Annotated in this window: 13 protein-coding genes; all 13 read right to left on the reverse strand. The window is 65.6% G+C overall.

Going from position 1 to position 12417, the window contains the following annotated elements; genetic code table 11:
• Window positions 1-32: 32 nt before the first annotated feature.
• On the reverse strand, window positions 33-785 hold the full coding sequence (locus J2S32_RS09885; protein ID WP_253520654.1) for an SDR family NAD(P)-dependent oxidoreductase: 753 nt from the start codon (window positions 783-785) through the stop codon (window positions 33-35).
• Entirely contained in the window at window positions 782-3172 is a 2391-nt protein-coding gene (gene pheT / locus J2S32_RS09890; protein WP_253520657.1) for a phenylalanine--tRNA ligase subunit beta, read from the reverse strand. The genes J2S32_RS09885 and pheT overlap by 4 nt, the downstream gene beginning before the upstream one ends.
• Window positions 3169-4287 (reverse strand): phenylalanine--tRNA ligase subunit alpha, encoded by a 1119-nt coding sequence (gene pheS, locus J2S32_RS09895; protein ID WP_253523048.1) that lies wholly within the window; start codon window positions 4285-4287, stop codon window positions 3169-3171. Before pheS ends, pheT begins: the two co-directional genes overlap by 4 nt.
• A 62-nt stretch (window positions 4288-4349) precedes the next feature.
• Window positions 4350-5273: a helix-turn-helix domain-containing protein gene (locus J2S32_RS09900; protein WP_253520659.1), complete on the reverse strand. Its 924-nt coding sequence runs from the start codon at window positions 5271-5273 to the stop codon at window positions 4350-4352.
• 114 nt (window positions 5274-5387) lie between these two features.
• Window positions 5388-6188, reverse strand: a complete 801-nt coding sequence (locus tag J2S32_RS09905) for a helix-turn-helix domain-containing protein (RefSeq protein WP_253520661.1) — start codon at window positions 6186-6188, stop codon at window positions 5388-5390.
• A gap of 178 nt (window positions 6189-6366) precedes the next feature.
• Window positions 6367-7239, reverse strand: a complete 873-nt coding sequence (locus tag J2S32_RS09910; protein WP_253520664.1) for a helix-turn-helix domain-containing protein — start codon at window positions 7237-7239, stop codon at window positions 6367-6369.
• Between the two features lie 120 nt (window positions 7240-7359).
• Window positions 7360-7719, reverse strand: coding sequence for a 50S ribosomal protein L20 (gene rplT / locus J2S32_RS09915; protein WP_006834668.1), 360 nt, complete (start codon window positions 7717-7719; stop codon window positions 7360-7362).
• Window positions 7720-7742: 23 nt separating this feature from the next.
• Entirely contained in the window at window positions 7743-7946 is a 204-nt protein-coding gene (gene rpmI / locus J2S32_RS09920; protein ID WP_253520667.1) for a 50S ribosomal protein L35, read from the reverse strand.
• 119 nt (window positions 7947-8065) lie between these two features.
• Entirely contained in the window at window positions 8066-8812 is a 747-nt protein-coding gene (locus tag J2S32_RS09925; protein WP_253520669.1) for an SDR family oxidoreductase, read from the reverse strand.
• 1 nt (window position 8813) lies between these two features.
• Window positions 8814-9569, reverse strand: coding sequence for an SDR family NAD(P)-dependent oxidoreductase (locus J2S32_RS09930; protein WP_253520672.1), 756 nt, complete (start codon window positions 9567-9569; stop codon window positions 8814-8816).
• Between the two features lie 26 nt (window positions 9570-9595).
• Entirely contained in the window at window positions 9596-10396 is an 801-nt protein-coding gene (gene hisN, locus J2S32_RS09935) for a histidinol-phosphatase (protein WP_253520674.1), read from the reverse strand.
• A 2-nt stretch (window positions 10397-10398) separates the two neighbouring features.
• Window positions 10399-11334 (reverse strand): ribose-phosphate pyrophosphokinase, encoded by a 936-nt coding sequence (locus J2S32_RS09940; RefSeq protein ID WP_253520676.1) that lies wholly within the window; start codon window positions 11332-11334, stop codon window positions 10399-10401.
• Between the two features lie 96 nt (window positions 11335-11430).
• Complete coding sequence (gene glpX / locus J2S32_RS09945) at window positions 11431-12405, reverse strand: class II fructose-bisphosphatase (RefSeq protein ID WP_253520678.1); 975 nt, start codon at window positions 12403-12405, stop codon at window positions 11431-11433.
• Window positions 12406-12417: the final 12 nt, after the last annotated feature.

Genomic DNA, 12417 nt, shown 5'->3' on the forward strand with positions numbered 1-12417 from the left:
CGGCTGGACCCCCGCCGTCGCGGGGGTGACGGTCAGTGGTGCTCTCTCGCCACCCGAAAGCCGGCGAAATCCTGGTTCACCGGCATCGGTTCGAGCCGGTTAATGTTGAGATGCGGAGGCAATTCGGCGACCCATTTGATCATGTCGGCGATATCCTGTCCGGTCATTGGGTTCGCGCCGCGGTAGAGATCGTCACTGGCATCCTGGCTGCCGGTGCGCACTAGCGTGAATTCGGTCTCGACCATCCCCGGCTCGATGCTCGTCACGCGTACGCCGGTGCCATGGAGGTCGGCGCGCAGCGCGAGCGTGAAGTGGTTCGCGAAGGCCTTGGAGCCTGCATAGACGTTGCCGCCCGGGTAGACATAATTGCCCGCCACCGAACCGATCGCAATGATCGCGCCCTTGCGCTCGATCAGCGTTGGCAGGAGCTTGCGGGTAAGCACCACCATTGCCGTGACATTGGTGTCGATCATAGTCTGCCAGTCGTCCAGGCTCGCTTCCTGCGCAGGTGCCAGCCCGCGGGCGAGGCCGGCATTGTTCACCAGCAGGTCGATTCCGGCAAAGTTCTCGGGCAAGTCTGCGAGCGCGGCTTCCAACGCCTCGGCATCGCGCACATCGAAAACCGCCGGATGAACCTTGTCGGCGCCCAGTTCGTCGACCAGCGCATCGAGGCGTTCCTTGCGGCGACCGGTCGCAATACAGCGCCAGCCGCTTGCTACCAGCGTGCGGACGGTGGCCTCGCCAATGCCCGCTGTGGCACCGGTCACGAAAGCAGTCTTGGTCATCCGCGTAACTCCGCGCCCTGTTTGGCTGCCGCGGCGACGACCTTGTCGGCGGTCGCCTTGATCTCGGCATCGGTGAAACTCTTGTCCCCCGGCTGCAGCACTACTTCGACCGCGACCGACTTGCGTCCCTCGGGCACGCCCTGGCCCGCGAACACGTCGAACACTCGCGCCTCGACGATGGCCTGCTTGTCCGCGCCCCTGACTGCGCGCACGAGGGCATTCGCGGGAAGGTCCGCGGGGACGAGGAAGGCGAAATCGCGCGTGACCGCCTGCAGCGCCGGCGGCGCAAAGGGAAGACGGGCAAAGCTGCCGCCGCCCTTTTTCGCGGGGATGGCGTGGAGGAAAATCTCGACCGCCATCACCGGACCACCGATATCGAAGGTCCTGAGCGTTTTGGGGTGCAGCGCGCCAAAGCGGGCGAGCACATTCTTGGGGCCGAGCCGCAAGGTCCCCGACTGGCCGGGGTGGAACTGGTCACCCGCTTCGCCCATGACCATCAGATTATCGACCGGCGCGCCAGCAGCGGCGAGCAGCGCTTCCGCCTCGGCCTTGGCGTCGTACGCGTCGAACTGCACGGCCTTGCCCTGCGCCCAGCCACGCGGCGTCTTGTCGCCCGCGAGCACCAGACCCAGCGTCGGCTTCTCTTCGCTTGCGCCCTCCTTGCCGCGGAAATACCGCCGCCCGAGCTCGAACAGCCGCGAGCCATCGGCGCCGCGATCGGCGTCGCGCTTGGCAGCGCTCAGCAGGCCGGGAATCAGCGAGGGGCGCATCGCCTTCATGTCTTCGCTGATCGGATTGTCGAGCACCCATAGCGCGGTACCATCGGCGAAATGCTCGGCTTCGGCGGTGGGGAGGAAGGACCAGGTCACCGCTTCGTTGAGCCCGCGTCCAGCGGCAGCCCGGCGCAGCTTGCGCTCAAGCTGCTGCTGCGGGGACGTGGTCGCCTTCGCTACGCCTTCGGCCCGCGGAAGCGCGACGCTGGCGACGTGATCGAGGCCGTAAATGCGGACCACTTCCTCGACCAGATCGGCGGCACCTTCGATATCGTGACGGCGCGGCGGGCAGGTGACCTGCCAGTCGGCCCCGACGGTGAAATCAAGCGCTTCGAGGATTCGGCGCTGTTCGTCTTCGCCGATTTCGACACCGCCCAGACGCGCGGTCAGGGCGGGATCGAATGCCACGAACTTGGCTTGGGCAGGCGGTTCGCCCACCCGCACCACTTCGGTGGGCTGGCCGCCGCAGGTCTGGACGATCAGGTCGGTCAGCAGCGCCAGGCCGTCGTCGAGAAACACCGGGTCAACGCCGCGCTCGAAGCGCGTACGTGCATCGGAAGCGAGACCCAGCTTGCGCCCGGTCACGCCGATGCGCTCGGGATCGAAATAGGCGATCTCGAGCAGGACATCGCAAGTGTCGTCCGATGCGCCCGAATGCGCCCCACCCATGATCCCGCCGATATCATGGACGCCGCTATCGTCGGCAATCACGGTCATCGTCTCGTCGAGTGTGTAGGTCTTCTCGTTCAACGCCTCGACGCTCTCACCAGTCGCAGCGCGGCGGGCGACCATCGCACCGGTCAGCTTGGCAAGATCGTAGACATGCGCCGGGCGACCGGTCGCGAACATCAGGTAGTTGGTGCAATCGACCAGCGCGCTGATCGGGCGTTGGCCTACAGCCTTGAGCCGGCGCTGCATCCAGTCGGGCGACGGGCCGTTGCGAACGCCGCGGATCACCCGGGCGAAATAGGCCGGGACGCCTTCCGTGTCCTCGATCTTCACTTCGACCGGGCACGCGCCGTCACCCGCGATGGCCGGCACGTCGACCGGTTTGAACGTCCCCAGCCCCGCTGCGGCCAGATCGCGCGCAATGCCCATCACGCCCATGCAATCGGGCCGGTCGGGAGTAATCGCGACGTCGAACACCGGCGAGGCATCGCTGTATTCGGCAAAGCTGGTGCCGACCGGCGCGTCCTCGGGCAGTTCGATAATGCCGTCGTGTTCATCGCCCAGTTCGAGCTCGCGCACCGAACACATCATGCCGTTCGATTCGATCCCGCGGATCGCGCTCTTGCGCAGTTCCATGCCATTGGCCGGAACCACCGCGCCGGGCAGGCCCAGCACGCCCTTCATGCCCGCACGCGCATTGGGCGCGCCGCAAACGACCTGCAGCGGATCGCCCTCGCCCGTGTCGACGCTCAGCACCTGCAGCTTGTCGGCATCGGGATGCTTGGCGGCGGTCAACACCTTGGCGACGCGGAACCCTGCGAGCCTTTCCGCCGGGTCCTCGATGCCTTCGACCTCGTGGCCGATGCGGTTGAGCGCGGCTGCGATTTCCGCCACCGAAGCATCGGTGTCGAGGAAGTGTTTGAGCCATTCGAGCGAGAACTTCATGCCTTCGCTCCTACGCCTGCGGAAAGGGTCGGCTGGTCGAACGGGCTGAAGCCGTAATGATCGAGCCAGCGTCCGTCGCCGTCGAAGAAGGCCCGCAAATCGTCCATCCCGTATTTGAGCATGGCGAGGCGGTCGACGCCCACGCCGAAGGCGAAGCCCTGCCATTCGTCGGCATCGAGCCCGGCGAACTCGAGCACGCGGCGGTTGACCATGCCGCTGCCCAGCAGTTCCATCCAGCCATGCCCAGGCGCGTCACCGTCCCCGCCGAGCACGCGGCGGCCCTTCACATCCTGCCAGCCGACATCGACCTCGACCGACGGCTCGGTGAAGGGGAAATAGGACGGGCGCAGGCGCAGCACGATGTCGTCGCGTTCGAAGAAGGCCTTGAGAAAGGTCTCCAGCGTCCACTTGAGATGGCCCAGGTGAATATCGCGATCGATCACCAGCCCTTCGACCTGGTGGAACATCGGCGTGTGCGTCGCATCGCTGTCGCTGCGATAGACGCGGCCCGGGGCGATGATCCGGATCGGCGCGCCCCCTGCATCCTTCGAAGCAACCTCGACCATCGAGCGGATCTGCACCGGCGAAGTATGCGTGCGCAGCAGCATGCGGTGCCCGTCGCTATCGTGGTCGGGGAAATAGAAGGTATCGTGCATCGCCCGCGCAGGATGCGTTTCGGCCATGTTGAGCGCGGTGAAATTGTGCCAGTCGTCCTCGATCTCCGGACCGGTGGCGACCGAGAAGCCGAGATCGGCAAAGATCTCCGCCAGCTCGTCCATCACCTGGCTGACCGGGTGGACCGAACCCCTGGGGGCAGCCGGTGCGGGCAACGTGAGGTCGAGGCTTTCGGTGGCAAGGCGCGCTTCGAGCTCCGCATCCTCGAGCACGGCCTTGCGCGCGGCAATAGCATCGGCGGCCGCGCTGCGCAGGTCATTGAGCAAGGGCCCCTGCACCTGCCGGTCTTCGGGCGACATCTTGCCGAGTGTTTTCATCAAGCCCGAGATCGATCCCTGCTTGCCGAGGAATTCGATCCGCAGCGCTTCGAGCGCAGCCGCGTCGGGAGCATTTTCGATCCGCGTCAGCGCATCGGTCTTGAGTTGGTCGAGGTCGGTCATCATGTCTGCTTGGAATTATCGGGACTCTGTGCACCGCGCCCCTAGCCCGATGTGGCGAAATGCTAAAGCCCAGTTTCGGGTCGGGCGAGCCGTTCGGGGTGGTAGAGCGCCTGCATCGCCACGCCGCCGTTCATGTTCGACACACTCACCGCAGCCTTGCTTACCGGATGGGGCAGCGCAGCGAACTCGCTCGGCGTCATGTTCATCGTGGCGCGGAAGTCGCGGATGAAATGCGCCTGGTCCCAATAGTGCATGTCGAGCGACCCGATCCAGCGCATCGACGGATCGAGCATATATTCGCCAAGACTGCGCAGGAAGCGCTGCCGCCGCAGCAGGGTGCGCGGGGCAAACCCGAAATGCCGCTTGCAGAAGCGTTCGAAGGTCCGCGCATTCAGGCCGATCTGCGCGGACATCGCCCGCACGGAGGTGCTTTCGAGTGCCAATACCCCGCGGTGGACCGCCTGCACGGTCGCTTCGGCCTCGGGCTGCTCGCCGAGCAGGGCGCGGAAGGTCCGGTTGATCAGCGTCGCCGCGGCGGCAAGATCGTCACCGTCACTGCGCAGCTGGTCGAGCATGGTCTGAAGCGATCCGTCGGTCGCCGTCTGGCCCATAGCGCAAAACCTGTTGGCCATATCGCTGGCGGGTGTTCCGATGAACCGCGTCCAGCCGGCCGGGGTCAGACCAATGCCCCAGAACTTGCCTCCAACGATCCGCACGCGCGTGACCCGGTCGGTGGGACCGGAGAGGACCGCCGCGGGCACGGGGGCGAGCGGACCTTCGCCGATTACCGCCGTGTAGACCGATGCCTCGCCGGTGCGCAGGTTCGCCTCTTCGGGAGGAAGCCAATCCTCGACCACCAAGCCGGCGTCCAATTCGGTCCGGTAATAGGCGGAGAGATAGGGCGCGAGGTCGGGCGGCGGCCGCACGAGCCGCAACCGCAAACCGTCCGAATAGTATTCGGATACCCTCAACGACGATGTCATCATCGTGCTCCCCTGCGCGGGGCCTAACGGTTAATTTCGCGGAAATGCAAGAGTTTTGCCCCGTCGGTCATGCGCGGCGGAGCCCGGTTGGCCGCGCATGACCGCTTCCGGCGCAAGCTAGTCGATCGAGCGCCGATGGAGCACTTGCGACGCCTGGCCCGCAACCGCCATGCGCGCATGCGCGGCGGCGATCAGCACGGGGTGCGGACGCTTGGCATAGGCACTGGGCGACATGGTCATGAACCGCTTGAAGTCGCGCACGAAGTGGGCCTGGTCGTGATAATGGCTGTCGAGCGTGTCGATCCACCTGAGCGAAGGGTCGAGCATGAATTTGGCGAGACTGCGCATGAAACGCTGGCGGCGCAGGAGCAATTGCGGGGCAAAGCCGAACACGCGGCTGGAGAACCGCTCCATGGTCCGCGTGCTCATGCCGAGCTCCTCGGCCAGTTCGGCGACGGTGCCGAAGCGCGGATCGGCCAGCGCCTCCTCGACCCGCAGGATATCCTTCTCGCGTGCTACGGGGCGGGCCAGCAGCCGTTTCAGCTCGCGGAGCAAAGCGGTCTTTTCGGCGGCCAGATCGCCGCTGCCCGCGGGCACACAGGCACCCAGCGGTTGCAGACGGGCAAACGCCGGATCCACCGCGATATCGGCATAGTCGTCGGCATAGCTGCTGGCGGGGGCAGCGGTCAGGCGCGCCCAGCCCAAGGGCAGCAGTCCGATCCCCCACGAGCGACCGTTGCAGGCCCGGAAATGGGTCGCCACGCTGGTCGGGCCGACGACCACCGCGCGGGGTATCCGCTGGAGCGGCTTGCCGCCGATCCCGGCAGCGACGGTCCGGTCGGGAATGATCCGCAGATTGGCCCATTCGGGATGCAGCCAGTCTTCGATCGGCTGCGGATCGGCGCCGGAGATCTCCATGTGATAAAGCGTCGACACAAACGGCCGCAGGCTGGGGGGCGGAAGGAAGAACCGCAGGGCCACGCCAGCCTGGGCATGCCCGGTGTTCATCGCCGCCCTGCCCTGTCGGCATTCGGCCACTCAACCAGAAAGTTCATCCACCCCATCGCTGCATAGTCGATAGCCACGCCGGCCTCCGTCATTCCGGCGTGTCGAGCGTTTGCGCGGGCGATCCCCAGATACGCTTGCGCTCGGCCATGAAGGCACCGAGCACGGGATGCGGCTGCGCGGCGAATTCGCTGGGCGTGCAGCGCATGAAGGCGTGGAACTCATGCACGAAATGCGACTGGTCGTGATAATGGCGGTCGATCACGGCGGACCAGCTGGACCGGGGTTCGAGCATGAAGGCGGCGAGGCTGCGCATCAGCCGTTGGCGGCGCAGCAACAGGCGGGGCGAGAACCCGAAATGGCGTGCGCAAATGCGTTCGAGCGTGCGCTTTGACATCCCGCTGCGCCGTGCGAATTCCTCGACCAGCAAGAGCTGCGGATCGACCATCACTCCGTGGATTTTCTGGATTCGCCGCTGTTCGCGGGGCGGGTCCGCCAGCTGGCGGAAGAAGTCGGTCAGGAAGCCGAACTGTTCCTCGTCCGAATAGTCGCGGGTGCACAGTTTTTCGCACAGGGGCGCGAACCGTTCGAAGATCGGGGATTGCTCGCCATCGACGATGGTGTTGCTGTGATCGCTCGCCGAGGTCCCGATAAAACGCGCCCAGCCCAGCGGGAACAGGCCGATGCCCCACATGCGCGTGCGCCCGATGGTGAAATGCGTGGGGCATGAACTCGGCCCCGTCGCCTGGAAGCGTGCACCGCTGACGCGCGGCCCGTCGGGGAACTCGGCCGTGGGTGGATTGTCGGAGAAGAATCGCAGATTGGCCCATTCGGGCTGCAGCCAATCCTCGAGCGTCCCGCCCGCAGGCAGGTTCACCTCGAGCCGGTAGAAAGTCGTGAAGCAGGGGGCCAGATCGGCAGGCGGCGCAAAGAAACGCACATCGATACTGTCCAAACCGGTCAACCGCGCCCTCCGACTTGCGAACCCGGATCATACACAGTTGTCGATGGGCGACAAGTTCCACCCATGCAAAAAGGGCGCCCCTTGCGGAGCGCCCTTTGAAAGTTCCTGAAAAACAGGAGCCTAGGCGGGAAGTGCCTTTTTGGCCTGATCGATGATCGCCTTGAAGGCAGCGCCTTCATTCATCGCCAGATCGGCCATGACCTTGCGATCGAGCTCGATGCCGGCAAGCTTGGTGCCGTGCATGAACTGCGAATAGGTCAGGCCTTCGGCGCGGACCGCAGCGTTGATGCGCTGGATCCACAGGGCGCGGAAGTTGCGCTTTTTGACCTTGCGGTCGCGATAGGCGTACTGGCCGGCCTTTTCGACGGCCTGGCGAGCGACACGGATCGTGTTCTTGCGACGGCCGCGATAGCCCTTCGCCTGATCCAATAGCCGCTTGTGCTTCTGGCGCGTGGTGACGCCGCGTTTAATGCGAGGCATTTCGTATTCTCCTTAATTCGCGCTCAGTCGAGGCCGTAGGGCGCCCACTTTTTCACCGTTCTGCTGTCGGCATCCGACAGGACAGTGGTGCCGCGGTTCTGGCGAATATACTTCGCATTGTGGCTCATCAGGCGGTGGCGCTTGCCGGCGACACCATGCTTGACCTTGCCGGTTGCAGTGATCTTGAAGCGTTTCTTCACACCGCTCTTGGTCTTAAGCTTGGGCATTTTCATCTCCTTGACAGAGACACGTCCAACCAGCCCTGGCAGCCCTTACGGCCAGACCGGCAGATGAATCACGTGTCGGTGAAGGGCGCGCTGATAGCGATTCTGCGCGGTAAAGCAAGTCAGAAGTGGGTCAGATAGCCGCCATCGACCGCCAGCGTGTGCCCGGTGATATAGCTTGCCTCGGGCGAAGCGAGGAAAGCGACCGCCCCCGCGATCTCGCCCGGTTCGCCCCAGCGGCCCAGCGAGGTCCGCCGCGCGAGGTGGCGGGTGATCTCCGGATCGGCGGTCATCTCTCCATTCGCTTCGGTGGCGAAATAGCCCGGGGCGACCGCGTTGACCGTGATCCCGGTGACGCCGAGTTCGGCGGCCAGCGCACGGGTCAGCGCGGCCAGCCCGCCCTTGCTGGCGGTATAGAGCACATCGCCCCGCGCGATATCGGCGGCGATCGAGGTGATGTTTATGATCCGTCCGTATTTGCGCGCCTGCATCAGCGGGACCGCGCGGCGCGCGAGATCGAAGGGTGCGACGAGGTTGGTCGCCAGCATCGCCGCCATGTCGTCGCGCTGCAATTGATCCAGCGGCCGCCGGTCGCGCTGTCCGACATTGTTGACGAGGATATCGAGGCCGCCCTCGGCGAGCAGCGCGAAAGCTGCCGCGCTCGCCCGGTCGTCGCCAATGTCGAAGGGGAGCACCTGCGCGTGCGCGCCGATACGCGCGGCGGCGGTGTCGAGCGCATCAACATCGCGCCCGTTGAGCCATACGGTAGCGCCCCGCTCGGCCAGCCGCTGCGCGATCTCGAAGCCGAGCCCGCGCGCCGCACCGGTTACCAGCGCAATGCGTCCTGCAAGTGATCCCTCCGCCGTCATGTCAGTGCTCGTAGATCATCTTCGCGGTCATGCCACCGTCGACATTGAGGTGCTGGCCGCTCACGAAACCCGCTTCGTGCAGATAGGCGACCGCTTCGGCGATATCTTCGGGGCGCCCGATACGGCCGACCGGATGTTGCTCGCGGTCTTTGGGGCGGTGATCGGGATCGCTGCGGCTGTCTTTCTTCTGCCACGGCGCGGTTTCGATCCAGCCGGGCCGGATCGCGTTCGCGCGGATCGTCGGGCCGAGCGAAACCGCCAGCGAATGCGTCAGGGCATCGAGCCCGCCCTTGGCCGCGGCATAGGCGAATGTGTCGGGCTCGCTCATCACCGAACGGGTGGAGGAGATATTGGCGATGCTCGCACTGGCACTACGGCGGAGGAACGGCACCGCGGCGCGGGTCACGAGAAAAGCGGCAGTCAGGCTGGCATCGATCCACCCCTGCCAGTCCGCCAGATCGAGGTCTTCGAGCGGACCCGCATAGGGATCGGCGATCCCGGCATTGTTGACGAGACAATCGAGCGCCGCCTCACCCAACCACTCGGCGATGCGGGCAAATGCCTCACCGACCGCGCCTTCGCGTCCGACGTCGCAAGTGAGGAACAGCGCATTTTCACGGGGTAACGCAGCGCGCAATTCGGCCAGTGCTTCGGCGTCCTTGTCCAGCCCGATCACGCGCCAGCCAAGAGCGTGGAAATGCATGGTGATGGCGCGCCCGATCCCATTGCCCGCGCCGGTTGTCAAAATGGTCTGCATGGCAGGGGAAACGGGTGCGCGGACGATCAGTGCCCGTGCGCGGGAATCGCCGAACCGCCCATGGCCTCGAGCACATCCTCGAGCCGCGCGGCATCGCCCAGCGCGATCACCCGCCCGTCGCTGCCGGCATCGAGCGGATTGCCCTGCCAGTCGCTCATCACGCCGCCCGCGCCTTCGACCACCGGGACGAGTGCTGCGAAATCATACAGCTTGAGACCCGCCTCCACCACGATGTCGACATGGCCGGAGGCGACGAGCCCGTAATTGTAGCAATCGCCGCCATAAATGATCTTGCGCTCGGCCACCGCTTTGGCAACGCCCATGAAGGCTTCGACATCGTCGCCGGAGAACTGGTGCGGTGTGGTCGTACCGAGAACCGCATCGGACAGCTCCTTGCACGCCACCGCGCGCACCGGGTTGCCGTTGAAGGTGGTGCCCTCGCCGATCCGCCCGACCCAGCGTTCACGCGCGATCGGCTGGTCGATCACGCCAAGCACCGGCCAGCCATCCTGCATCAGCGCGATCAGCGTGCCGAAAATGGGGCGACCGGCGATGAAGCTGGTGGTGCCGTCGATCGGATCGAGCACCCATTGCCGCCCTGCACCCTCGTTGCGTGTGCCGTATTCCTCACCGATGATGCCGTCATCGGCGCGCTCGCTCTCGAGGATCGCGCGCATCGCGGCTTCGGCAGCGCGGTCGGCCTCGGTGACGAAGCTGCGGTCCGCCTTCTGTTCCTGCGACCATTCGCCGCGGAACAGCGGACGGATCGCTTCGCCCGCCGCTTCGGCAAGGCGATTGGCAAGCGCGAGGTCGGAAGCGGTCGCCATGCTCAGTCGAAGAGCGAGCTGACCGAGCTTTCGTCGGCAATGCGGCGCACTGCCTCGCCGATCAGCGGGGCGATGGTGAGGATGCGGATACGGTCGGAATCCTTGGCATCGTCGGTCGGGCGGATCGAATCGGTGATCACCAGTTCCTTGAGCGCCGAGCCATCGACCCGCGCGACGGCCCCGCCCGACAGCACGCCATGGGTGATGTAAGCCGCGACCGAGGCCGCGCCCTGGTCGAGCAGCGCCTGCGCGGCGTTGCATAGCGTCCCGCCCGAATCGACGATATCGTCGATCAGGATGCAATGGCGACCCGAGACCTCACCGATGATATTCATCACTTCGCTTTCGCCGGGGCGGTCGCGGCGCTTGTCGACGATTGCGAGCGGGGCGTTGTCGAGGCGCTTGGCCAGGGCCCGCGCGCGGACCACGCCGCCGACGTCGGGGCTGACCACCATCAGATCCTGGTCGCCATAACGCGCCTGGATATCCGCTGCCATGACGGGCGCGGCGAAGAGGTTGTCGGTCGGGATATCGAAGAAGCCCTGGATTTGCCCGGCGTGGAGATCGACCGCGAGCACGCGATCGGCGCCCGCCTTGGTGATCAAATCGGCCACCAGCTTGGCCGAAATCGGCGTCCGCGGGCCGGGTTTGCGGTCCTGGCGGGCATAACCGAAATATGGCACCACCGCCGTGATCCGCCGCGCCGATGCACGCTTGAGCGCATCGATGCAGATCAGTAGTTCCATGAGATTGTCGTTCGCCGGATAGCTGGTCGACTGGACGACGAACACGTCTTCGCCGCGCACGTTCTCGTGGATCTCGACGAAAATTTCCTCGTCGGCGAAGCGCCGCACCTGCGCATCGACAAGCGGCATTTCGAGATAACCTGCGATGGCCCGCGCGAGCGGCAGGTTCGAGTTGGCGGCCATGATCTTCATGCGGAGAATCCCCGGGCAAACTGGATGTGCGCCCCGCCTAGCCGAGCGTCACGGATATGCAACATCGGACGGAGGCGTTTCCCCGCCGCGACGTGCCTAATCTCCGCGATGCTCACCCTTGATCCAGCGAACCGTGCCGCTGCTGGCGCGCATGACCACGCTTTCGGTCGTCATCCGCCCGTCGCGCAGATATTTCACCCCGTCGAGCAGCGACCCTGCGGTGACCCCGGTCGCAGCAAAGATACAATCGCCCTTCACCAGATCGTCGCGGGTGTAGATGCGGTCGAGATCGTCGATCCCCCACTTGGCGGCGCGGGCCCGCTCGTCATCGTTGCGGAAGACGAGGCGGCCGTTGAACTGCCCGCCGACGCAGCGCAGCGCCGCAGCAGCCAGCACGCCTTCGGGGGCGCCGCCCTGGCCCATATACATGTCGATCGTGGTGTCTTCGTCGGTCACCGCGATCACGCCGGCGACATCGCCATCGCCGATCAGCACGACACCGCAGCCCAGCCCGCGCAGTTCGGCGATCAGATCGGCATGCCGCGGACGATCGAGGACGCAGACGATGATATCTGCGGGCGCGACACCCTTGGCCTTGGCGACCGCCTCGACGTTCTCGGTCGGGGTCTTGGCGAGGTCGATGATGCCGTCGGGATAACCCGGGCCGACCGCCAGCTTGTCCATATAGACGTCGGGCGCGTTGAGCAGGCAGCCCTCGGCCGCAGCAGCCAGCACAGCCAGCGCATTGGGGCCTGCCTTGGCAGTGATTGTGGTGCCCTCGAGCGGGTCGAGCGCGATATCGATCTTGGGACCCTTGCCCGGCGCGCCGCCGACCTTTTCGCCGATGAACAGCATCGGCGCCTCGTCGCGTTCGCCTTCACCGATGACCACCGTGCCATCCATATACAGCGTATCGAAGGCCTTGCGCATGGCTTCGACCGCAGCGGCATCGGCGGCCTTTTCATCGCCGCGACCGATCAGCTTCGAGGCGGCGACCGCCGCAGCTTCGGTCACGCGGACCATTTCGAGCACGAGGACGCGGTCGAGCGGGTTTTCGGCAGACGAGTTCATAATGGGTTCAGT

It is taken from the genome of Qipengyuania citrea, assembly GCF_024171405.1.
Lineage (GTDB): Bacteria > Pseudomonadota > Alphaproteobacteria > Sphingomonadales > Sphingomonadaceae > Qipengyuania > Qipengyuania profunda.